The sequence below is a fragment of the Pseudomonas syringae pv. tagetis genome, from assembly GCF_022557255.1.
In the GTDB taxonomy this organism is placed as follows: Bacteria; Pseudomonadota; Gammaproteobacteria; order Pseudomonadales; family Pseudomonadaceae; genus Aquipseudomonas; species Aquipseudomonas caricapapayae.
In genome coordinates this window covers 485,533-509,323 of record NZ_CP092923.1, presented here as the reverse complement: position 1 = coordinate 509,323, position 23,791 = coordinate 485,533, and the positions used below count along the sequence as shown (strand labels likewise).

Annotated in this window: 14 protein-coding genes; 10 read left to right on the top strand and 4 right to left on the bottom strand. The window is 58.8% G+C overall.

The annotated features are described in order from the left end of the window. Positions 1–319 precede the first annotated feature (319 nt). From aceE to yccS, 5 genes are all read left to right on the top strand, one after another. A complete protein-coding gene (gene aceE / locus MME58_RS02225) occupies positions 320–2,965 on the top strand; it encodes a pyruvate dehydrogenase (acetyl-transferring), homodimeric type (protein WP_054986102.1) in 2,646 nt (881 codons plus the stop codon). Positions 2,966–3,106: 141 nt separating this feature from the next. Next, positions 3,107–4,759 carry a dihydrolipoyllysine-residue acetyltransferase gene (aceF, locus tag MME58_RS02220; RefSeq protein ID WP_055005437.1) on the top strand — a complete coding sequence of 551 codons (1,653 nt, stop codon included), beginning with the start codon at positions 3,107–3,109 and terminating at the stop codon, positions 4,757–4,759. Positions 4,760–5,090: 331 nt separating this feature from the next. Continuing rightward, entirely contained in the window at positions 5,091–6,470 is a 1,380-nt protein-coding gene (gene dbpA / locus MME58_RS02215) for an ATP-dependent RNA helicase DbpA (RefSeq protein ID WP_082427220.1), read from the top strand. Between the two features lie 281 nt (positions 6,471–6,751). Next, the gene (locus tag MME58_RS02210; protein ID WP_054986100.1) at positions 6,752–7,930 is read left to right on the top strand and encodes a BaiN/RdsA family NAD(P)/FAD-dependent oxidoreductase; all 1,179 of its coding nucleotides are present in this window, start codon (positions 6,752–6,754) and stop codon (positions 7,928–7,930) included. Between the two features lie 136 nt (positions 7,931–8,066). Further along, entirely contained in the window at positions 8,067–10,265 is a 2,199-nt protein-coding gene (gene yccS / locus MME58_RS02205; RefSeq protein ID WP_055005436.1) for a YccS family putative transporter, read from the top strand. Here yccS and MME58_RS02200 read toward each other — a convergent pair. After that, positions 10,228–10,983 (bottom strand): substrate-binding periplasmic protein, encoded by a 756-nt coding sequence (locus tag MME58_RS02200; RefSeq protein WP_055005435.1) that lies wholly within the window; start codon positions 10,981–10,983, stop codon positions 10,228–10,230. The genes yccS and MME58_RS02200 overlap by 38 nt on opposite strands. A 227-nt stretch (positions 10,984–11,210) precedes the next feature. Between MME58_RS02200 and MME58_RS02195 the strand changes: the two genes are divergently transcribed. Then, positions 11,211–11,669, top strand: a complete 459-nt coding sequence (locus MME58_RS02195; RefSeq protein WP_054986097.1) for a GNAT family N-acetyltransferase — start codon at positions 11,211–11,213, stop codon at positions 11,667–11,669. Between the two features lie 55 nt (positions 11,670–11,724). Further along, positions 11,725–12,021 (top strand): winged helix-turn-helix domain-containing protein, encoded by a 297-nt coding sequence (locus MME58_RS02190; RefSeq protein ID WP_055005434.1) that lies wholly within the window; start codon positions 11,725–11,727, stop codon positions 12,019–12,021. Positions 12,022–12,083: 62 nt separating this feature from the next. Here MME58_RS02190 and MME58_RS02185 read toward each other — a convergent pair whose 3' ends face one another. After that, the gene (locus tag MME58_RS02185; protein ID WP_054986095.1) at positions 12,084–12,602 is read right to left on the bottom strand and encodes a M48 metallopeptidase family protein; all 519 of its coding nucleotides are present in this window, start codon (positions 12,600–12,602) and stop codon (positions 12,084–12,086) included. A gap of 33 nt (positions 12,603–12,635) precedes the next feature. Beyond that, positions 12,636–14,774, bottom strand: coding sequence for a two-component system response regulator (locus MME58_RS02180; protein ID WP_054986094.1), 2,139 nt, complete (start codon positions 14,772–14,774; stop codon positions 12,636–12,638). A gap of 316 nt (positions 14,775–15,090) precedes the next feature. On the opposite strand from MME58_RS02180, the gene MME58_RS02175 reads away from it, so the two are divergent. After that, positions 15,091–15,762, top strand: a complete 672-nt coding sequence (locus MME58_RS02175; RefSeq protein WP_054986093.1) for a polysaccharide lyase family 7 protein — start codon at positions 15,091–15,093, stop codon at positions 15,760–15,762. Positions 15,763–15,843: 81 nt separating this feature from the next. Here MME58_RS02175 and putP read toward each other — a convergent pair whose 3' ends face one another. Continuing rightward, on the bottom strand, positions 15,844–17,331 hold the full coding sequence (gene putP / locus MME58_RS02170) for a sodium/proline symporter PutP (protein WP_055005433.1): 1,488 nt from the start codon (positions 17,329–17,331) through the stop codon (positions 15,844–15,846). Between the two features lie 448 nt (positions 17,332–17,779). Between putP and putA the strand changes: the two genes are divergently transcribed. Further along, the gene (gene putA, locus MME58_RS02165; protein WP_055005432.1) at positions 17,780–21,733 is read left to right on the top strand and encodes a trifunctional transcriptional regulator/proline dehydrogenase/L-glutamate gamma-semialdehyde dehydrogenase; all 3,954 of its coding nucleotides are present in this window, start codon (positions 17,780–17,782) and stop codon (positions 21,731–21,733) included. A gap of 230 nt (positions 21,734–21,963) precedes the next feature. Further along, entirely contained in the window at positions 21,964–23,766 is a 1,803-nt protein-coding gene (locus MME58_RS02160; protein ID WP_055005431.1) for an acyl-CoA dehydrogenase, read from the top strand. Positions 23,767–23,791 lie beyond the last annotated feature (25 nt).

Sequence of the window (23,791 nt, the reverse complement as noted above, 5' to 3'; positions counted from 1 at the left end):
GTTTGTCGAACAAAGGTTATAAATTGCTGGAAAAATCAAATTAGAAGCATAAAAATCCGCTTTTTCCCTGCAAGATATTCAATAGCGATCAACAGTAACGTTTTAACTCACAAGACAACAGGAGCGATTGGGTCGCTTCTCTGTAGTTTTACTACTGGGTCCGATACTCGGAGGGCTGAAATCGTCGTCGATTTGTAGTAAAACTACACGCCGCCGGATCCCACCCTCCGGTAATCCAAGAATTTATGTCGTCTGCCCACAAGGCCAGTCGCAAACTCAGGCAACCGATTCTGGAAGCCTTTCCGCCCTGGAGCAAGCCATGCAAGACCTCGATCCCGTCGAAACCCAGGAATGGCTGGACGCCCTGGAATCGGTTCTCGACAAAGAAGGCGAAGACCGCGCTCACTACCTGATGACCCGTTTGGGCGAGCTGGCCACCCGTAGTGGTTCGCAACTGCCGTACGCCATCACCACGCCATACCGCAACACGATTCCCGTCACCCACGAAGCACGCATGCCTGGCGACCTGTTCATGGAACGCCGCATTCGCTCGCTGGTGCGCTGGAACGCATTGGCCATGGTCGTCAAAACCAACCTGAACGACCCGGATCTGGGCGGCCACATCTCCAGCTTCGCCTCCAGCGCGACGCTGTACGACATCGGTTTCAACTACTTCTTCCAGGCCCCGACCGACGAACACGGCGGCGACCTGATCTACTTCCAGGGTCACGCATCGCCAGGCGTCTACGCCCGTGCGTTCCTTGAAGGCCGCATTACCGAAGACCAGATGAACAACTTCCGTCAGGAAGTCGACGGCAACGGCCTGTCGTCTTACCCACACCCGTGGCTGATGAAGGATTTCTGGCAATTCCCGACGGTGTCCATGGGTCTCGGCCCGATCCAGGCGATCTACCAGGCACGCTTCATGAAGTACCTGGAGCACCGTGGTTACATCCCGGAAGGCAAGCAGAAAGTCTGGTGCTTCCTGGGTGACGGCGAGACCGACGAACCGGAATCCCTGGGCGCCATTGCGCTGGCCGGTCGCGAGAAGCTCGACAACCTGATCTTCGTCGTCAACTGCAACCTGCAGCGCCTGGACGGCCCGGTTCGCGGCAACGCCAAGATCATCCAGGAACTGGAAGGCGTGTTCCGTGGTGCTCAATGGAACGTCACCAAAGTCATCTGGGGCCGTTTCTGGGACCCGCTGCTAGCCAAGGACGTCGACGGTATCCTGCAACGCCGCATGGACGAAGTCATCGACGGCGAATACCAGAACTACAAGGCCAAGGACGGCGCGTTCGTCCGCGAGCACTTCTTCAACTCGCCTGAACTCAAGGCGATGGTTGCCGATCTGTCCGACGACGAGATCTGGAAACTCAACCGTGGCGGGCACGACCCGTACAAGGTCTATGCGGCCTACCACGAAGCCGTCAACCACAAGGGTCAACCGACCGTGGTTCTGGCCAAGACCATCAAGGGTTATGGCACCGGTGCTGGCGAAGCGAAAAACACTGCGCACAACACCAAGAAGGTCGATGTCGACAGCCTGCGTCACTTCCGTGACCGTTTCGACATCCCGGTCAAGGATTCCGAACTCGAAGCCCTGCCGTTCTACAAGCCGGAAGAAGGCAGCGCCGAAGCCCGCTACCTTAGCGAGCGTCGTGCCGCGCTGGGTGGTTTCGTGCCTCAGCGTCGTGCACAGAGCTTCAGCCTGCCGACACCGCCACTCGACACCCTCAAGGCCATCCTTGACGGTTCGGGCGACCGTGAAATCTCCACCACCATGGCTTTCGTGCGCATCCTGGCGCAGCTGGTCAAGGACAAGGAAGTCGGTCAGCGCATCGTTCCGATCATTCCGGACGAGGCCCGTACCTTCGGTATGGAAGGCATGTTCCGCCAACTGGGCATCTACTCGTCGGTCGGCCAGCTCTATGAGCCAGTCGACAAAGAACAGGTGATGTTCTACCGCGAAGACAAGAAGGGCCAGATTCTCGAAGAAGGCATCAACGAAGCGGGGGCCATGTCCTCCTTCATCGCTGCCGGTACTTCGTACAGCAACCACAACCAGCCGATGATTCCGTTCTACATCTTCTACTCGATGTTCGGTTTCCAGCGTATCGGCGATTTGGCATGGGCCGCCGGCGACAGCCGCACCCGTGGCTTCCTGGTCGGCGGCACGGCCGGTCGTACCACGCTGAACGGCGAAGGTCTGCAGCACGAAGACGGCCATAGCCATATTCTGGCATCGACCATCCCGAACTGCCGTACCTTCGACCCGACTTACGGTTACGAGCTGGCGGTCATCATTCGTGAAGGCATGCGTCTGATGTTCGAAGAGCAGCAGGACGTTTTCTACTACCTGACCGTGATGAACGAGTCCTATGCCCAGCCAGCCATGCCGGCCGGCGTGGAAGAAGGCATCATCAAGGGCATGTACCTGCTCGAAGAAGACACCAGGGAAGCGGCGCACCACGTCCAGTTGCTGGGCTCGGGCACCATCCTGCGTGAAGTTCGCGAAGCGGCGAAGATTCTCCGTGACGAGTTCAACATCGGTGCTGACGTCTGGAGCGTTACCAGCTTCAACGAACTGCGTCGCGACGGTCTGGCGGTAGAGCGCAACAACCGCCTGCACCCTGGCCAGAAGCCCGAACTGAGCTATGTTGAGCAGTGCCTGAACGCTCGCAAGGGCCCGGTCATTGCATCGACCGATTACATGAAGCTGTTCGCTGACCAGATTCGCCAGTGGGTTCCAACCAAGGAATACAAAGTCCTCGGCACCGACGGTTTCGGCCGTAGCGACAGCCGCAAGAAGCTGCGTCACTTCTTTGAAGTCGATCGCCACTTCGTGGTGCTGGCAGCCCTGGAAGCCTTGGCTGATCGTGGCGATATCGAACCTAAAGTCGTGGCGGAAGCCATCGCGAAGTTCGGCATCGATCCTGAAAAACGCAATCCGCTGGACTGCTAAGAGTCTGCTTCAAGAGCGCCGATCAGGGCGTAACAGCCGAGGATGCGGAATTTACCGAGCGTAAATGAGCATCCAACGCTGTTTCGTTGTAACTGAACCGGCGTATTCGTGAGTGAACAGGTTCTCCTAAGGAGAGACATAGTGAGTGAGTTAATTCGTGTACCCGACATCGGCAACGGTGAAGGCGAAGTCATTGAATTGATGGTCAAGGTCGGTGATCGCATCGAGGCCGACCAAAGCATTCTGACGCTGGAATCGGACAAGGCGAGCATGGAAATCCCGGCTCCCAAGGCCGGCGTCATCAAAACCATGAAGGTCAAGCTGGGCGATCGTCTGAAAGAAGGCGACGAACTGTTCGAGCTGGAAGTGGAAGGCGAAGCGGCTGCCGCTCCTGCCCCTGCTGCCGAACCCGCTGCTGCCCCTGCCGCAGCCGAAAAGCCGGCCGATGCCGCACCGGCACCTGCCGCCGCTGCTGCGCCCGCTCCAGCCGCCAGCGCCAGCGTTCAGGACATCCACGTGCCGGACATCGGCTCGTCAGGCAAGGCCAAGATCATCGAGCTGATGGTCAAGGTCGGTGACAGCATCCAGGCCGATCAGTCGCTGATCACCCTGGAGTCCGACAAGGCCAGCATGGAGATCCCGTCTCCGGCAGCAGGTGTTGTCGAGAGCATTGAAGTCAAGCTGGACCAGGAAGTCGGCACCGGCGACCTGATCCTCAAACTGAAAGTCGAAGGCGCTGCGCCTGCCGCTGCTCCGGCGCCTGCTGCCAGCGCTCCGGCTGCTGCTCCGGCCAAGGCTGAGGCGGCATCTGCTCCGGCTGCCGCACCGGCTCCCAAGGCAGAAGCTGCACCAGCCCCAGCTGCACCGGCAAAAGACGGTGCCAAAGTTCACGCCGGCCCGGCCGTTCGTCAGTTGGCCCGCGAGTTCGGCGTCGAGCTGAGCGCCGTCAGCGCCACCGGCCCACACGGCCGCGTGCTGAAAGAAGACGTTCAGGTTTACGTCAAAACCATGATGCAGAAGGCCAAGGAAGCTCCAGCTGGCGGCGCAAGCGGCGGCTCGGGCATCCCGCCGATCCCGGAAGTCGATTTCAGCCGTTTCGGCGAGATCGAAGAAGTACCGATGACGCGTCTGATGCAACTCGGCGCTTCCGGCCTGCACCGCAGCTGGCTGAACATTCCGCACGTCACACAATTCGACCAGGCCGACATTACCGACCTGGAAGCTTTCCGTGTTGCGCAGAAAGGCGCTGCCGAGAAGGCTGGCGTCAAGCTGACCGTGCTGCCGTTGCTGCTCAAGTCCTGCGCGCATCTGCTCAAGGAACTGCCGGACTTCAACGCCTCGCTGGCACCAAGCGGCAAGGCTGTGATCCGCAAGAAGTACGTGCACATCGGCTTCGCCGTGGACACCCCGGATGGCCTGCTGGTCCCGGTTATCCGCGACGTCGATCAGAAGAGCCTTTTGCAACTGGCCGCCGAAGCCGCCGCACTGGCTGAAAAGGCGCGAAACAAGAAGCTGACTGCAAACGACATGCAGGGTGCCTGCTTCACCATCTCCAGCCTCGGCCACATTGGCGGCACCGGCTTTACACCGATCGTCAACGCGCCGGAAGTGGCGATCCTGGGTGTTTCCAAGGCAACCATCCAGCCAGTCTGGGACGGCAAAGCCTTCCAGCCGAAACTGATGCTGCCGCTGTCGCTGTCCTACGATCACCGCGTGATCAATGGTGCAGCCGCTGCCCGCTTCACCAAGCGCTTGAGCGAATTGCTGGCGGACATCCGTACAATTCTGCTGTAAGCCACCAGGCAAGCCCGTCACAGCGACGGGCCTTGCTGTACACCTTTGCGAGCTGCCACGCTCGAACCTCAACCCCGCCCACCAGCGGGGATTTTTTTGCCCTGGATTACGTAGCGCGGCGCAAACGTGTGACGCAGAGCGTCACGAAAGGCATTCCCACGCTGAAGCGTGAGGAACGACAGGTGTTCTCCCGCACACCTATCGTACCGACGCTCCAGCGTCGGTACGCCGCTCTGGACGCTCTGCGTCCGATCTCGTCCTTATCGTCAGTGTGAGGTCTGACTGGCGGGTGATACACTACGCGACATTTTTGTTTTGCAGGTCCACTGTCGTGACTAACACCGCTTTCAATTCTCTGCCTCTGTCTGCTGCCATGCTGGCTAACCTGGAGTCGCTTGGTTACGCCGAGATGACACCGATTCAGGCACAGAGCCTGCCGGTGATTCTCAAGGGCATGGACCTGATCGCCCAAGCCAAGACCGGTAGCGGCAAGACCGCTGCGTTCGGCATCGGTCTGCTCAACCCGATCAACCCGCGTTTCTTCGGATGTCAGGCACTGGTCATGTGCCCGACCCGCGAACTGGCCGATCAGGTAGCCAAGGAAATCCGTCGTCTGGCGCGCTCGGAAGACAACATCAAGGTGCTGACACTCTGCGGCGGCGTGTCGTTCGGCCCGCAGATCGGCTCGCTGGAGCACGGCGCGCACATCATCGTCGGCACGCCGGGCCGTATTCAGCAACACTTGCGCAAGGGTTCGCTGGTGCTGGACGGCCTGAACACACTGATCCTCGATGAGGCCGACCGCATGCTGGACATGGGCTTCTACGACGCCATCGCCGACATCATTGAGCAGACGCCGCAGCGCCGCCAGACCTTGCTGTTCTCGGCGACCTATCCGGTGGGCATCAAACAACTGTCATCAAAATTCATGCGTGATCCACAGACCGTAAAGGTCGAAGCACTGCACGCCGACAGTCAGATCGAACAGATTTTCTACGAGATCTCTCCGGAACAGCGTCTGGAAGCGGTGGTCAGGGTGCTTGGTCATTTCCGCCCGACGTCCTGCGTTGCGTTCTGCTTTACCAAGCAGCAGGTTCAGGAAGTGGTCGATCATCTCACCGCCAAAGGCATGTCTGCTGTCGGCCTGCATGGTGACCTGGAACAGCGTGATCGTGATCAGGTACTGGCGATGTTCGCCAACCGCAGCACCTCGGTACTGGTTGCCACCGACGTGGCAGCACGCGGCCTGGATATCGACGCGCTGGACATGGTGATCAACGTCGAACTGGCGCGCGATTCGGAAATTCACATTCACCGTGTAGGCCGTACCGGTCGCGCAGGCGAGAAAGGCATCGCGGTCAGCCTCGTGGCTCCGTCGGAAAGCCAGCGCGCCCGCGCCATCGAAGAATTGCAGAAAGCCCCGCTGAACTGGCAGCAGTACGACAACCTGAGCATCAAGGAAGGCGGCAAGCTGCTGCCTGCCATGACCACCCTGTGCATCGGTTCGGGTCGCAAGGACAAACTGCGTCCAGGCGACATCCTCGGTGCGCTGACCGGTGAAGCGGGCATTCCGGGTACTCAGGTGGGCAAGATCGCCATCTTCGACTTCCAGGCCTATGTCGCCGTCGAACGCAGCATGGCCAAACAGGCCCTGGAGCGCTTGAACAACGGCAAGATCAAAGGCAAGTCGTTGCGCGTGCGGATTTTGTAAAGTTTATCGTTGACCCTGATAGTCCCTACACTCCGCGCCGAGCGTCATATACAGGCCCAGAAGGTCCTGAAAACGCGCTTTTCAGGCCTCTGCCCGTAGGGCGTGGGAGCGAACTTATTCGCGAAGACGGTAGTTCAGACGATAAATCTTCGGAGAACATACCGGCCCTTTCGCGAACAAGTTCGCTCCCACGGCCTTCGGCCAGAATCAAAAACAGGCTTGTATATAGCTTAGCGAGGAGCATGGGAACGATCATGACCTACAGATCGAGGAACCACGCTGTGCCCGTTACTGACGTTGTAATCATTGGCGCTGGCGCCGCAGGTCTGATGTGTGCGTTTACCGCGGCCGCTCGCGGGCGAAAGGTGATGCTGATCGATCACGCCAACAAGCCAGGCAAGAAAATCCTCATGTCCGGCGGCGGGCGCTGCAATTTCACCAATATGTACACCGAGCCGGCCAACTTCCTGTCGCAGAACCCGCACTTCTGCAAATCGGCCCTGGCCCGCTATACCCAATGGGATTTCATCGAGATGGTCGCCAGACATGGCGTGCCTTATCACGAGAAGAAACTCGGCCAGCTGTTCTGTGACAACAAGTCCAGCGACATTCTGGAGATGCTGCTGGAGGAATGCCGTCAGGCCGGTGCAAACCTGCACATGGACACCTCCGTACAGCAGATCGAAAAGACCGAGTCCGGCTATAGCCTGCAAACCACGCTGGGCACCCTGCACTGCCAGTCGCTGGTCATCGCCACGGGCGGGCTGTCGATCCCGACGCTGGGCGCGACCGGTTTCGGCTATCAGGTCGGCAAACAGTTCGGTCACACACTGCTGCCCACACGCGCCGGGCTGGTGCCGTTTACCATCACCGATCAGCTCAAGGAACTGTGCACCGAGCTTTCAGGCACGTCGGTGGATTGTCTGGTCAGTTGCAATGACACCAGCTTCCGCGAAAACATTCTGTTCACGCATCGCGGCCTCAGCGGCCCGGCGGTTCTACAGATCTCTTCGTTCTGGCAGCCCGGTGACACCGTGGAAATCAACCTGCGGCCCGATCACGATGTGCCCGCCTGGCTCAGCCAGCAGCAGGCAGAGCGTCCAAACAGCGAACTGAAAACCCTGCTGGGCGAGATATTCACCAAGAAAATGGCCAATTTGATTGCCGAGCACTGGTTTGTGTCGAAACCCTTGAAGCAGTACACCCACGCCGAACTGGCCGATATCGCTGAAAAGCTGTCGGGCTGGCAGGTCGTACCGGCGGGCACCGAGGGCTACCGCACCGCCGAAGTGACCTTGGGCGGTATTGATACCCGTGAAGTGTCGTCCAAGACCATGGAATCGCTGAAATCCCCCGGCCTTTATTTCGTTGGCGAAGTGCTCGACGTGAGCGGTCATCTGGGCGGTTTCAACTTCCAGTGGGCCTGGGCATCGGCCTATGCGGCCGCGCAGTACGTGTGACGTGGTACGCGCGGCGTAACATCACGACACTGCAAACCGGTATAAATTGTGCGAAGCGGATGTACAGCCAGTCATTTGGTCTGTACATATCCTCCTGCAGAATCGATCAATTGCGAACAGGGCCGTCAGCTTATCCATGGCATCGAAATCTCTCCGTCATACATTACGTCGATTGTGGGCGCTGGATAAATTCAGCTATAGCGTTCGAGTCTTTATCGCACTGACCGGCAGCATGGCGCTGTGCTGGTATCAAAACGAGATGGCGTTGCTGATCCCGCTTTTCCTGGGGATCATCGCCTGCGCACTGGCCGAAACCGACGACAGCTGGCAAGGCCGGCTCAACGCTCTGGCCGTGACACTGGTATGTTTCAGCGTTGCCGCACTTGCTGTAGAACTGCTCTTCCCCTACCCCTGGCTGTTTGTCTGCTCACTGGCGCTGGCGAGCTTCTGCCTGACCATGCTCGGTGCGCTGGGCGAACGCTATGGCGCAATTGCCTACGGCACGCTGATCCTCTCGGTGTACACCATGATCGGCGTCGATCAGCGAGGCGGCGAGGTACTGGACTTCTGGCACGAGCCGATGTTGCTGGTCGCGGGCGCAGCCTGGTACGGCCTGCTGTCGGTGCTGTGGCAGATGCTGTTTTCCAATCAGCCGGTGCAGCAGGCCCTGGCGCGATTGTTCCGTGAACTGGGCCAGTACCTGAAGCTCAAGTCGACCCTGTTTGAGCCGATCCGCACACTCAACGTCGAGGCTCGCCGCCTGGAACTGGCGCAGCAGAACGGCAAAGTGGTCGCCGCACTGAACTCCACCAAGGAAATCATCCTGCACCGCGTCGGTAGCGGCCGACCCGGCTCGAAAGTCAGCCGCTACCTGAAACTGTACTTTATCGCCCAGGACATTCACGAACGCGCCAGCTCGTCGCACTACCCTTACAACTCGCTGGCCGACGCCTTTTTCCACAGCGACGTGCTGTTCCGCTGTCAGCGCCTGCTGCGCCAACAAGGCGTTGCCTGTCAGGCGCTGTCGGAATCCATCCAGTTACGTCAGCCATTCGTGTACGACCCAAGCTTCGCTGAAGCCATGGAAGACCTGCACGCATCCCTTGAACACCTGCGCATCCAGAGCAACCCTGCGTGGCGCGGCCTGCTGCGTTCGCTACGTGCGCTGGCGGCCAATCTCGGCACGCTGGATCGACTGATCAGCGACGCCAGCAACCCGGACGCCGTGGCCGATGCCACTGACAGCAGCCTGCTGGACCGCTCGCCGCGCAACCTCAAGGATGTCTGGACGCGCCTGCGTCTGCAGATGACGCCGACTTCGCTGCTGTTCCGCCACGCCCTGCGCCTGCCGCTGGCGTTGACCGTCGGTTACGCGATGGTGCACCTGATTCACCCGTCACAGGGCTACTGGATCATCCTGACCACGGTGTTTGTCTGTCAGCCAAGTTATGGCGCCACCCGGCGCAAACTCGGCCAGCGGATCATCGGCACAGCCATTGGCCTGACGGTCGGCTGGGTGTTGTTCGATCTGGTCACCAGCCCGATTCTGCAGTCGATGTGCGCGGTATTGGCCGGCGTGGTGTTCTTCGTCAATCGCACCACGCGCTACACCCTGTCGACGGCCGCCATCACGGTCATGGTGCTGTTCTGTTTCAACCAGGTCGGCGACGGCTACGGGCTGTTCCTGCCTCGACTGTTCGATACGCTATTGGGCAGCCTGATCGCCGGGCTCGCGGTATTCCTGTTCCTGCCTGACTGGCAAGGACGGCGCCTGAACAAGGTGCTGGCCAACACCCTGACCTGCAACAGCATTTATCTGCGGCAGATCATGCAGCAGTACGCCAAGGGCAAGAGTGACGACCTTGCCTACCGACTGGCACGGCGCAACGCCCATAATGCCGACGCTGCGCTGTCGACGACCCTCGCGAACATGCTCATGGAGCCCGGCCACTTTCGTAAGGAGGCAGACGTCGGTTTCCGTTTTCTGGTGCTGTCACACACGCTGCTGAGTTACCTTTCCGGCCTCGGCGCGCACCGTGATACCCAGTTGCCGAGCGATGTCCATGAACATCTGATCGATAACGTCGGCGCAACGCTTGCAGCCAGCATTGACGAAATCGCCGCCGGGCTGGCCGAAAAGAAACCTGTCGCGGTACAAAGTGATGCAGAGGAGGCACTGGCCACGCAGCTGGAACAGCTCCCCGAGGAAATGGACGAAAGCCAGCGTCTGGTGCAGGCCCAACTGGCGCTGATCTGCCGCCAACTGGCACCGCTGCGTACGCTTGCCGCCCACCTGATCAAGGCTCCGGAGGCTGTTGCAGCCCGTGCAGTCTGAGCAGTTCGTCGTAGGTACCGTCGGCTTTCATCGCGGCAATTTCACGATCAAAATCAGCAACGATTCTGGCGTGATGAGGATTCTTCAGACTGACCAGAATATGCAGGCTGTTCTCGCTCAGTGAGCCAGGGATGAATTCAACACGGTCACGAACCTCATCCGGCTCCATCGCCAGGTTGTAACGGGCTACGTATTCGTCCTCCAGTGTCAGGTCTACACGCTCGGCGGCAAGCATGCGCACGGCGGTGGAGAAGTTTTGCACGGGGACTTTCTTGAGCAGGCTGTCGCTGTCAAAGGCGGGGGCATAGGCGTAACCCCGAACAACCGCAATCATGTACTGGTGCAAATGCTCGTGAGTCAGGGTTTCAATGGTCGACTCCCTGCGTTTGATGAAGCGCACCCGATTAAGCAGGTATTCAGCTGAAAACTGGCCAATTTTTGTGCGATCTTCACTGAACCACGCGTTGATCAGCACATCGTGACGCCCTTCGCTCAGCCCCAGCATCGCTCGCGCCCAAGGCACCTGTTCATACAGGGTGGTATATCCGGCACGGCGCAAGGCGGTGTTGACGATATCGGTCGCAAGCCCGCCATTGAGCAGAAGCGCATCGGTAAACGGCGGCCATGGGTCTGCGACCAGACGCAGCTTTTCAGCTGCGTTGGCGTGCGCCATCAGCAGAAAGACCAGCACCCCAACCGCTCGACGCAATCGCGACATGCTCAGGTTCCTGAAAAGGGCAGCACGCCCGATTTAACCCTATCGGCAGCAAAACGGTCACTCATGAGAGTGCCTGCAGCTTTTAATTGAAGACCTGAAGCCGTCAGTACACAAGCCAGGAGAGGAACATACTCAGTAAAGCTGCACCTACATCGTTGAAGGCGTTTATTGGGAATGTCGCCGGATACGTTTAGACTTCGCTTCTGATTTCCCTGCGAGTCTGCGACATGTCTATCAAATGGATCTGCAAACACCACACCGAGCTGAGCATCGAGCAGCTCTACGCGGTGCTGCAACTGCGCGCCGAGGTGTTTGTAGTTGAGCAGCAATGCGTATATCTGGACGTGGACGGGCAGGACCTGACGGGCGATACCTGCCACCTGATGGCCTGGCAGGAAGACAAACTGGTCGCCTACCTGCGCCTGCTTGACCCTATCCAGCAGGGCGGCGACGTCACCATTGGCCGGGTAGTGACAGCACCCTCGATTCGCAGCAGGGGCATTGGCCATGAATTGATGGAGCAGGCTCTGGAAAATGCCGAACGCAAATGGCCCGACCAGCCGATCTATCTATCGGCACAAGCACACCTGCAGGGCTATTACAGCCGCTACGGCTTCAACCCGGTAGGCGACATATACCTGGAAGACGACATTCCCCATATCGGCATGCGCCGCGACCTGGACTAGAAACAGCTGTCAGCTTTGAGCGGCAAGTTGAATGGATTGAAAAAAGGATTCGTCGATGGAGATCAGCAAGACCAGGAGCAGTTTCTATCGCCGACTGTATGTGGCGTACCTGATTGATTCGAAACTCGCCAGCAGCGTACCCGAACTGACGGCCGTGACCGGCATGCCACGTCGCACCGCGCAGGACACCATCAGCGCGCTTTCCGATCTGGACATCGAGTGTGCGTTCGTACAACAGGAAGGTGCTCGCAATCACTCGGGCAGTTATTGCATTCGCGACTGGGGCGCCATCGACAAGACCTGGATCGCGCGCAACCTGCCCCGTATCAAAGCCGTGCTCGGGTATCCCTGAAGGCAGCCGCAAGTTTCAAGCTGCAGGCCAACGGCACAAAGCAATACGCTTGCCGCTGAAGGCTAGCCCCTTGAAGCTTGCAGCTCGTTATAGGTCAAATACACACGCAAATCGAATTCCAGCTGGTGATAACCGGGCAGCATGTGCTCGCACAACTGGTAGAACGCCTTGTTGTGGTCCGACTCGCGGAAGTGCGCCAGCTCGTGCACGACAATCATTTTCAGAAATTCCGGTGGTGCGTCCTTGAACAAGGCTGCCACACGAATCTCGTTGCTGGCCTTGAGCTTGCCGCCCTGCACTCTGGAGATTTTAGTGTGCAACCCAAGCGCACGATGGGTCAGGTCGAGACGATTGTCGAAAAGGACCTTTCTGATGGCCGGCGCGTTGCGCAGATGATCCTGCTTGAGCGCCAGCGCATACGCGTACAGGGCTTTGTCGCTCTGAATCTGATGGCGCGCGGGGTAGCGTTGCTGCAGGTACTCCGCCAGGCGATCCTGGACAATCAGCTGATGCACCTGATCCTGCAGGGCCTGCGGATAGGCCTGCAGGTATTTGAGCGGAACATGGCTGGATGCAGTCATGGTGCCTTTTGCATGAGGTAGAAAGCCGCCATTCTACAACAATCCGCCCTGCCTCAAGCCCGCCCCTTCAAAGTGCCCGGGAAAATGCAGCGCTTCTTCGGCCACCATCGGATGAGCGATCAGAAAGCCCTGCATGACTTGGCAACCATTATCCGCCAGCCACCGGTATTGCTCGGCAGTCTCGACCCCTTCGGCAATGACCAGCATATCGAGGTTACGGCTCAGGTCGATGATACTGCTGGCCATCGCAGCCTCGCGCCTGGACCCGACGATGTTGGCGACAAACCGCCGGTCAAGCTTCAAGGTGTCGAGCTGGAGGTTGCGCAGGTGCGACAGCGAACATTCACCGGTCCCGAAGTCGTCCAGCGCAATGCGCACACCGACATCATGCAGCGACTTCAGCTGTTTATGGCTGTGCGTAAGGTTATGCACCAGCGAGCTCTCGGTGATTTCCACCTCGATCTGCCCGGGCTTCAGCTCGAAGCGATCCATGGCGCGTTTTAATTCCGAGGCCAGGTTGGGCATGCAGAATTGCGTGGGGCTGACACAGACACTCAGCACCACGTCGGGGGCAAAGACCCGGCTCCATGCCTGACGCTGCTCGGCACCCTGATCGAAGATCCAGCTGCCGAGCCGGTTGATCAGCCTGGTCTCCTCAAGCAGGGGAATGAACAGCGCAGGAGGCACTTCACCGACCGCAGGATGCTGCCAGCGCAGCAAGGCCTCGAAACCGCGCAAGCGACCATCCGCCACATGCACCTGAGGCTGATACACCACTGAAAAATCCTTGCCGTCGATGGCCGTGCGCACACTTTCCTCAAGCATCAGCCGCGAGCGGGCGCGTCCGTTCATGTTCTGGTCGTAGAACCGGTATTGTTGGCGTCCCGCGCGCTTGGCCTCATACATGGCGATATCTGCCGCACGCAGCAAACCGTCGAGGTTCGAACCGCAGTCCGGAAAGGTCGCGATACCGACACTGGCGCCCAGAGTGATATCGACACCATCGACCTGGCGCCTTCCCGATACCCGCTCAATCAGCTTTTCGGCGATCTTGGCGGCCTGTTCCGGGTAATCAAGCCCATCGATCACAACTGTGAATTCGTCGCCACCAATGCGCGCCAGAACATCGTAGGGGCGCATGCTGTCCTTGAACTGCTCGGCGACCCAGAGCAATACCTGATCGCCCGCATCATGGCCCAACGCGTCATTGATCTGTTTGAAGCCATCCAGGTCCATGAACAGCACAACCAGGTATTTATCCGCACGCTCGTTGCGCAGCAGCATGCTTTCAACCGCCTGATAAAGCCCTCGACGGTTGAGCAGCCCCGTCAAGGCGTCGGTTACTGCCTGCTTTTCAAGTTGCTGATAAAGATCACGGACCACCGACATATCGAGGACAGTCAGTACCATCGCTTTCTGTTCAGCGGGCAGTGCTGCACAGGACAGCGCGACCGGTAACTGCGTGCCTTGTGCAGTGCGCAAAATGGCATCGTGCACCCGGTAGGTGTCGGCCTTGCGATAGTGCTGGTAAAAGCCTGACTCCAGCCAACTGCCAACTTGCGGTTCGATGATGTAATCCAGCACTTGCGTACCGCGCAGTTGATCCACCGATGTGTTCAACAACTGGCAAATGGCGGGATTGGCAAAGCTGATCGTACCGGCCTCATCCACGACCAGAATGCCTTCGGCGACATTGGCCAACACCGACGCGTTGAACGCGCGGGCCGATTCCAGTTCCAGCGAGAGCTGTTGCAGCGCACGACGATTGCGCTGCTGCTCAAGCAGGGTCTGCACTTTGGGCTTGAGCACATTAGGGTCGAAGGGCTTGAACAGATAATCCGTCGCACCATTCGCATACCCTTTCTGCACGGCATCCTGAGTCTGCTCATTGGCGGTCAGAAAGATAATAGGGGTAAGACGGGTCCGCTGACTGCCACGCATCAACCGGGCGACCTCGAAGCCATCCATGCCCGGCATCTGCACATCCAGCAGTACCAGGTCGACTTCCTGCTCAAGAAGTACCGTCAATGCTTCGATTCCTGAACTCGCCGTCACAATGTGCCAGTCCGTTCTTTGCAGAACAGCGCACATCGTCACCAGATTTTCCGGGTAATCGTCTACAACCAGTAAAACCGAAGAGCCATCATGTGGCTGGGTTGGCACGCGTTCCATGCTGCTTCTCTGTGTGGGCATGACGCCTGACTTTCAGGACGACCGTCATACTTTGGAATAACTCTAGCCCCGTCTCGCCAAAAGCAGAAGCAAGGCACCTCTTCCCTACCATCAAAGTTCGATCTACCCGACTAACGGTCATTCGCTACACGCCATGTGGAATCTGCCCTGCAGGAAAAGTGACAGCACTTTGACGCCATCCGTTCGACAATTTTTCATTAACAAATTGTCCTACAAGTCGTATAAAACCCGTCTAAAGCCTCGTCCCAGAGGCTTTTTTCCTTGAGCGACAAAGACATTTACGGACGGAGATAAAATGATAGATCTTGGATCGTGGAATCTCAGCATTCCGGTGGGGTCGCCCCCCAAGACCATCGAAACCCCTCAGTTGGTAAAAGGCTATGACGGTAAATATTTCAAATCAAAATCAGACTCCATCGTGTTCTGGTCACCCGTCACTGGAAGTAAAACCGAAAATGCGAAATATGCTCGCAGCGAACTTCGCGAAACCTGGTCTGATGGCTCACTGCACAACTGGGTATATCCGGACGCCGACAATTATCTGAATGCGAAACTGGAAGTCGACCAAGTGCCTTCCACGGGCAAGATCGTTATCGGACAGATACACGCGTACGAAAGTACCGAGCCTCTTCTGAAAGTCGAGTATCAGTACAAGGAAGACACCAAGACCGGGGATATTGTTGCAAAAGTCCGTAACCGTTATGACGACAATGAGAGCAAGGTCTACACCCTCGTGGAAGGTGTGAAGCTGAATGAGACCTTCAATTACGTTATTCATCTGAGCAAAGGCGGAAAATTGTCCGTCAGCGTCAAGGATAAGGACTGGAGCATCCGCATCAGTAAGACCTGGCGGGACAAGCCTCTGTACTTCAAGGCGGGGGTCTATACCCAGGACAATACCGGGTATACCTCAGAGGGCGGCAAGGCTACGTTCTACAACCTCGATATCGACCATAACAAGAGCTGAACGCTACGCACGCTCAAGCCCAGACAAAACGGCCCGCACTTCTCACCGAAGAACGGGCCGTTTTTTGTGTAGCCTGCGTTATCAGCGGTTTGCCTTGAACTCCTGCTCGGCTGCCAGGAAACGTGTCTGCATCGATGCCGACGCAGGCTTGCCGATCAGGCTGAATATCACGATGGCGAGGCTGGCGAGGATGAAGCCGGGAATGATTTCATACAGCCCCAGGGTACTGAACTGCTTCCACAGCACGACAGTCGCGGCCCCCACGATCACACCGGCCAACGCACCGTTGCGTGTCATGCCTTTCCACAACACCGAAATCAGCACCACAGGACCGAACGCTGCGCCGAAGCCTGCCCAGGCATAGCTCACCAGCCCCAGTACACGGTTCTCGGGGTTGGCAGCCAGCAGAATCGCAATGACCGCGATCAGCAAGACCATCGCACGCCCGACCCATACCAGCTCAAGCTGCGAAGCGCCCTTGCGCAGATACGCCTTGTAAAAGTCTTCTGTCAGCGCACTGGAGCACACCAGCAACTGGCAGCTCAGCGTGCTCATCACGGCAGCCAGAATGGCCGACAGCAGCACACCGGCGATCCACGGATTGAACAACAGCTTGGCCAGCTCGATGAACACACGCTCCGGATTCTCGGTTACCGGCCCGGCCACCTCCGGGTGCGCAGAGAAATAAGCGATACCGAAAAAGCCCACCGCCACAGTGCCACCCAGGCACAGGATCATCCAGGCCATGGAGATGCGCCGGGCGCTGGCAATCGACTTGACCGAGTCAGCTGCCATGAAGCGCGCCAGAATATGCGGCTGACCGAAATAACCCAGGCCCCAGCCCAGCAGGGAAACGATGCCGATGAAAGTGGTGTTCTTGAACATGTCGAAGCTGGTCGGATCTTTGGCTTCAATCGCAAGGAACGTGGTGTCGACTCCTCCCGTCGCCAGCAGGACGATGATCGGCGTCAGGATCAGGGCGAAGATCATCAGCGTGGCCTGCACGGTGTCGGTCCAGCTCACGGCCAGAAAACCACCGACGAAGGTGTAGGCAATGGTCGCCGCAGCACCGGCCCACAGTGCAGTTTCGTAGGACATGCCGAACGTACTTTCGAACAGACGCGCTCCCGCAACGATGCCGGAGGCGCAATAGATGGTGAAGAACACCAGAATCACGATGGCCGAAATAATGCGCAGCAGGCCGCTGTTGTCTTCAAAGCGACTGCTGAAGTAATCCGGCAGGGTCAGTGCGTCGCCGTTGTGCTCTGTCTGCACACGCAGACGACCTGCCACGAACAGCCAGTTCAGGTAGGCGCCGATGATCAGACCGATGGCGATCCAGCTTTCCGACAGGCCGGACATATAGATGGCGCCCGGCAACCCCATCAGTAACCAGCCGCTCATGTCCGAAGCACCTGCTGAAAGTGCTGTTACCACACTGCCCAGGCTGCGCCCGCCGAGGATGTAATCCGAAAGGTTGTTGGTAGACCGATAGGCCATCAGGCCGATCAATACCATTGCCGCTATATAGATCACGAACGTGATCAAGGTAGGGTTGCTGACACTCATGAGTTCTGCCTTGGCATTGTTTTTATGTTGGCACCCGATGCCAAAGGGAATGGCGACCGGTATCCGGCGCATCCGTGCTTTTGCACCCGACACCGCGTTGACTGATCGCTCCGCAAGGATCGGCAATCGATGACTGGCGGTTGCACCGCGGGCATGAATCCTATTAAACAAACCAGACAAGGTGCAACCCATTTCACCATGCAAGTTGCACCTGTTACAAAAAAACAGGCACAAGCACTTTTCTGCGCCATTTTAGGGCGTTTTCAGCGTAATCCACAAATAATCGCGCACCATGCTTGGGCGGACAGGTGCCATTTCCACGCGCTCGCCGTAAATGTCACAAAATATTCTCGAAACAGGGTTGCACTCGGTTGCACCTGACCCCGCCACGGCGCTAATCTGCGCCAAAGCCGATGCCACTTGCGTGTGGCTATAACGAGGACAATCCATGGCCACCACTACTCTGGGCGTCAAGCTCGACGACCCGACCCGCGAGCGATTGAAAGCCGCTGCCCATTCGATCGACCGTACCCCACACTGGTTGATCAAGCAGGCGATTTTCAATTACCTGGAAAAGCTGGAGAGTGGTGCAACCTTGCTGGAGCTCAACGGTGCCTTGGGCAAAGACCATGAAGACCGGGGCGAAGTGGCGGAAGACCCGGGGCTGCAATGTTTTCTGGAATTTGCCGAAAGCATTCAGCCGCAGTCGGTCTTGCGTGCAGCCATTACCTCGGCCTACCGTCGCCCCGAACAGGAAGTAGTGCCGATGCTGCTGGAGCAGGCACGTCTGACCGCGCCTGTTGCCGAAGCCACCAACAAGATGGCCGCGTCGATTGCCGAAAAACTGCGCAATCAGAAAAGCGCCGGTGGCCGCGCAGGCATTGTTCAAGGTCTGCTGCAGGAGTTTTCACTGTCCTCTCAGGAAGGCGTTGCGCTGATGTGTCTGGCCGAAGCGCTGCTGCGCATTCCAGACAAGGGCACGCGTGATGCCCTGATTCGCGACAAGATCAGCAATGGCAACTGGCAGCCGCACCTGGGCAACAGCCCGTCGCTGTTCGTCAACGCCGCCACATGGGGCCTGTTGCTGACTGGCAGGCTGGTCGCCACGCACAACGAAGCAGGCCTCACATCCTCGCTGAGCCGCATCATCGGCAAGAGCGGCGAACCGATGATCCGCAAGGGCGTCGACATGGCCATGCGCCTGATGGGCGAGCAGTTTGTCACCGGCGAAACCATCGGCGAAGCCCTGGCCAACGCCAGTCGCTTTGAAGCCAAGGGCTTTCGCTACTCCTACGACATGCTGGGTGAAGCGGCACTGACCGAACATGACGCCCAGAAATATCTGGCGTCCTACGAGCAGGCCATTCACTCCATCGGCAAGGCCTCCCACGGGCGCGGCATCTACGAGGGGCCGGGAATCTCCATCAAGCTGTCGGCACTGCACCCACGCTACAGCCGCGCCCAGTATGAGCGCGTGATGGAAGAGCTGTACCCGCGCCTGTTGTCGCTGACCCTGCTGGCCAAACAGTACGACATCGGCCTGAACATCGATGCCGAAGAAGCCGACCGGCTGGAGCTGTCGCTGGATCTGCTCGAACGCCTGTGTTTCGAGCCGCAATTGACCGGCTGGAACGGCATCGGCTTTGTGATTCAGGCTTACCAGAAGCGCTGCCCTTATGTAATCGATTACGTGATCGATCTGGCACGTCGCAGCCGCCACCGTCTGATGATCCGCCTGGTCAAGGGTGCGTACTGGGACAGCGAAATCAAGCGTGCCCAGGTCGAAGGTCTGGAAGGCTATCCGGTGTACACACGCAAGGTGTATACCGACGTGTCGTATATCGCCTGCGCCCGCAAACTGCTCGCAGCACCAGAAGTCATCTACCCGCAATTCGCTACGCACAATGCTCACACGCTGGCGGCTATCTACCAGATCGCCGGGCAGAATTATTACCCCGGCCAGTACGAGTTCCAGTGCCTGCATGGCATGGGCGAGCCACTGTACGAACAGGTCGTAGGCAAGGTCGCCGACGGTAAACTGAATCGCCCATGCCGCGTTTATGCGCCGGTCGGCACTCATGAAACGCTACTGGCCTATCTGGTGCGTCGCCTGCTGGAAAACGGTGCCAACACGTCGTTCGTCAACCGCATTGCCGACCATTCGATCTCCATTCAGGAGCTGGTGGCCGATCCGGTCAGCCAGATCGAGCGTATGGCCACACAGGAAGGCGGATTCGGCCTGCCGCACCCTCGCATCCCGCTGCCGCGTGACCTTTACGGCAGCGAGCGCGCCAACTCCAGCGGCATCGACATGGCCAACGAGCATCGCCTGGCTTCGCTGTCCTCAGCTCTGCTCGCCACCGCGCACAACGATTGGAAAGCTGCCCCCGTACTGGGCTGCCCTTCGAGCGCTGGCACACTGACTGCTGCGTTGAACCCGTCGGATCTACGTGACGTGGTCGGCCACGTCCAGGAAGCTTCGCTTCAGGATGTCGATAACGCCATCCAGTGCGCCTTGAGCACCGGCCCGATCTGGCAGGCCACACCACCTGCCGAACGAGCCGCGATTCTGGAACGTGCCGCTGACCTGATGGAGGCCGAAATACAGCCTTTGATGGGCCTGCTGGTCCGTGAGGCGGGCAAGACTTTCGCCAACGCCATCGCCGAAGTGCGCGAAGCCGTGGATTTTCTGCGTTATTACGCCGTGCAGGCGCGCAATGATTTCACCAATGATGCTCACCGTCCGCTGGGGCCGGTGGTCTGCATCAGCCCGTGGAACTTCCCACTGGCCATTTTCAGCGGTCAGGTAGCAGCGGCACTGGCTGCAGGCAACCCGGTGCTGGCCAAACCGGCTGAGCAGACACCGCTGATCGCCGCCCAGGCCGTGCGCCTGCTGCTTGAAGCGGGGATCCCGGAAGGCGTCGTGCAATTGCTGCCGGGGCGCGGTGAAACGGTAGGTGCGGGCCTGGTAGGCGACGAACGTGTCAAAGGCGTGATGTTTACCGGCTCCACCGAGGTCGCCCGCTTGTTGCAACGCAACGTAGCCGGTCGGCTCGACTCGCAGGGCCGACCGATCCCGCTGATCGCCGAAACCGGTGGCCAGAACGCAATGATCGTCGACTCCTCAGCGCTGACCGAACAGGTCGTGATCGATGTAGTGTCCTCCGCGTTCGACAGTGCGGGGCAACGTTGCTCGGCATTGCGCGTGCTGTGCATGCAGGAAGACTCAGCCGACCGCGTCATCGAAATGCTCAAAGGAGCGATGGCCGAGAGCCGTCTCGGTAACCCGGAGCGTCTGTCCGTCGACATCGGCCCGGTGATCGACGCCGAAGCCAAGGCCGGAATCGAAAAACACATCCAGACCATGCGCGACAAGGGCCGTACGGTTTATCAGGTGGCCATCGCCGACAGCTCTGAACTCAAGCGCGGCACCTACGTGATGCCGACCCTGATCGAGCTGGAAAGCTTCGATGAGCTGCAGCGCGAAATCTTCGGCCCGGTGCTGCACGTGGTGCGCTACAAGCGCAAGGAACTCGGCCTGTTGATCGACCAGATCAATGCATCGGGTTACGGCCTGACCCTCGGCGTTCATACCCGCATCGACGAGACCATCGCCAAGGTCATTGATAACGTCAACGCGGGCAACGTCTACGTCAACCGCAACATCGTCGGTGCGGTAGTGGGCGTGCAGCCATTTGGCGGCGAGGGGTTGTCCGGCACAGGCCCCAAAGCCGGTGGTCCGCTGTACCTGTACCGCCTGCTGTCGACGCGCCCGCAGGATGCTATCGAGAAATCGTTCGTGCGCAGTGACGCGTTGTCCGCACCGGACATCCGTCTGCGTGAAGTCTTGAGCAGACCGTTGCAAGCCTTGAGGAACTGGGCGACCAGCAACCAGCAAACAGAACTGGATGCCCTGTGCGGTCAGTATGCCGAGCAGTCGCAAAGCGGCATTACTCGTCAGTTGGCGGGCCCGACCGGCGAGCGCAACAGTTACACCATCCTGCCGCGCGAGCACGTGCTTTGCCTGGCGGATGACGAGAACGATCTGCTGATTCAACTTGCTGCGGTGCTGGCTGTCGGCAGCGCTGCCGTGTGGCCGGAAACAGACATCAGCAAGCCACTGCGCGCCCGTTTGCCAAAGGACGTTCAGGCACGCATCAAGCTGATACCTGACTGGACCAAGGACGAAGTCGCTGTAGATGCCGTCCTGCACCACGGCGACTCCGATCAGCTACGCGCCATCTGCCAGCAGATCGCGCAACGCAGCGGCGCGATTGTCGGCGTCAACGGCCTGTCCCACGGCGAAACCAACGTACCGCTGGAACGTCTGGTGATTGAGCGCGCCTTGAGCGTCAATACCGCTGCAGCAGGCGGGAATGCGAGCTTGATGACGATCGGGTGATGCCGCGCTGCAACAGGTGACGCAGAGCGTCACGAAGGCGTTGCCATGCTGGAGCGTGCGGAACGAGAGGTGCCTGGAGCGCACCACTCGTCCCCATGCTCGGCGTTGGCAAGCACTGCATTCATCTCGATTCCTCTCGCACACGCTGGACCATCACCCGAATCAATCTTGCTACCCTCCCCCCTGAACCCGACATAGACTTGAGCCATTCCAAGAATAGGTACGCCATCATGTCCGAGTCGTTGCTCAGTTCCAGAAATCTGGCTTTCGAGCTGTATGAGGTGCTGGACGCCGAAGGGCTGATACAGCGTGAGCGCTTTGCCGAGCATTCGCGGGAAACCTTTGATGCAGCGCTGGGCACAGCGCGTACCCTGGCGGAAAAGTATTTTGCGCCGCACAACCGCAAGGCCGACGAAAACGAGCCGCGCTATGAAAATGGCGAAGCGATCCTGATACCGGAGGTCAAACCTGCGGTGGATGCGTTTCTGGCTGCCGGTTTCCTGAATGCATCGCGTGATTTCGAGGCGGGCGGCATGCAGTTGCCGACCTTGCTGTCCCAAGCCTGTTTCGCGCATTTCCAGGCTGCCAATGTCGGCACCACCGCCTATCCGTTTCTGACCATGGGCGCGGCGAATCTGATCGAAAGCTTTGGCAATGACAAGCAGAAACAGCGCTTCCTGCAACCCATGATCGAGGGGCGCTTCTTCGGCACCATGGCGCTGACAGAGCCACATGCGGGATCGTCGCTTTCGGACATTCGCACCCGCGCAGAGCCGGCAGAGGACGGCACGTATCGACTGCGTGGCAACAAGATTTTCATCTCCGGCGGCGATCATGCTTTGTCGGAAAATATCGTGCACATGGTATTGGCGAAACTGCCCGATGCACCGGGTGGGGTGAAAGGCATCTCGCTGTTCATCGTGCCCAAATTTCTGGTCAATGATGATGGCAGTCTCGGCAAGCGCAACGACGTATTGCTGGCTGGGCTGTTTCACAAGATGGGCTGGAAAGGCACCACCTCCACCGCCTTGAATTTCGGTGATAACGGGGAATGCGTCGGCTACCTGATCGGCAAACCTCATCAGGGTTTGAGTTACATGTTCCAGATGATGAACGAAGCGCGAATCGGTGTAGGCCTGGGCGCGGTCATGCTCGGTTATTCAGGGTATCTGTATTCCCTGGATTACGCCCGTGACCGTCCGCAGGGTCGGCTGCCAGACAGCAAGAGCCCCGAGAGCAAGCCCGTGCCGATCATTCAACACGCCGACGTGCGGCGCATGCTGCTGACTCAGAAAGCGTACGTGGAAGGTGCTTTCGACCTGTGCCTGTACGCCTCGCGACTGTTCGATGACACGCAAACCGGTGAAACCGAAGACGTCCGCAAGCACGCCCATGAGTTGCTGGACTTGCTGACACCCGTGGTCAAATCCTGGCCTTCGGAGTTCTGCCTGAAAGCCAACGAGGTGGCGATTCAGGTGCTCGGCGGCCACGGCTATACCCGCGAATACCCGGTCGAGCAGTATTACCGGGACAACCGTCTCAATCCGATTCATGAAGGTACTCATGGCATCCAGTCGCTGGACCTGCTTGGCCGCAAGCTGGCGCAGAATGGCGGCACGGGCCTCAAACAACTGCTGCGTCTGATCTCGGACACCGGCGAGCGCGCGCAGGCCTATCAGTCACTGGACGAGCTGCGCCAGCCTCTGGAGCAACTGGTTGCACGCATGCAGATTGTCACGCTGGGGCTGTTGACGGATCTGGCACAGGGCAGAATCACCAGCACACTGGCCAATTCGGCGCTGTACCTCAAAGCCTTCGGCCACACGGTAATAGGCTGGCGCTGGCTGGAACAGGCGATCCGCGCCGAGGAAGGGCTGAGCAAAGGCAGTCAGCCCGACAGCGCCTTTTATCACGGCAAACTGCAAGCCGCCCGGTACTTCCTGACTTGGGAAGTACCGGGCTGCCATCACGAACTGGCAATTCTGGAAAGCCGTGATACGACCTGCCTGTCGATGCGCGATGAGTGGTTTTAATCAACACAGAGAGGCTCGACGGGCT

Excerpts from the sequence above, each read along its gene's own strand:
- putA (WP_055005432.1), top strand. The coding sequence starts at position 17,780 with ATGGCCACCACTACTCTGGGCGTCAAGCTCGACGACCCGACCCGCGAG.
- MME58_RS02190 (WP_055005434.1), top strand. The coding sequence starts at position 11,725 with ATGGAGATCAGCAAGACCAGGAGCAGTTTCTATCGCCGACTGTATGTG.
- MME58_RS02180 (WP_054986094.1), bottom strand. The coding sequence starts at position 14,774 with ATGGAACGCGTGCCAACCCAGCCACATGATGGCTCTTCGGTTTTACTG.
- aceE (WP_054986102.1), top strand. The coding sequence starts at position 320 with ATGCAAGACCTCGATCCCGTCGAAACCCAGGAATGGCTGGACGCCCTG.
- MME58_RS02185 (WP_054986095.1), bottom strand. The coding sequence starts at position 12,602 with ATGACTGCATCCAGCCATGTTCCGCTCAAATACCTGCAGGCCTATCCG.
- MME58_RS02200 (WP_055005435.1), bottom strand. The coding sequence starts at position 10,983 with ATGTCGCGATTGCGTCGAGCGGTTGGGGTGCTGGTCTTTCTGCTGATG.
- MME58_RS02195 (WP_054986097.1), top strand. The coding sequence starts at position 11,211 with ATGTCTATCAAATGGATCTGCAAACACCACACCGAGCTGAGCATCGAG.
- yccS (WP_055005436.1), top strand. The coding sequence starts at position 8,067 with ATGGCATCGAAATCTCTCCGTCATACATTACGTCGATTGTGGGCGCTG.
- MME58_RS02175 (WP_054986093.1), top strand. The coding sequence starts at position 15,091 with ATGATAGATCTTGGATCGTGGAATCTCAGCATTCCGGTGGGGTCGCCC.
- putP (WP_055005433.1), bottom strand. The coding sequence starts at position 17,331 with ATGAGTGTCAGCAACCCTACCTTGATCACGTTCGTGATCTATATAGCG.
- MME58_RS02160 (WP_055005431.1), top strand. The coding sequence starts at position 21,964 with ATGTCCGAGTCGTTGCTCAGTTCCAGAAATCTGGCTTTCGAGCTGTAT.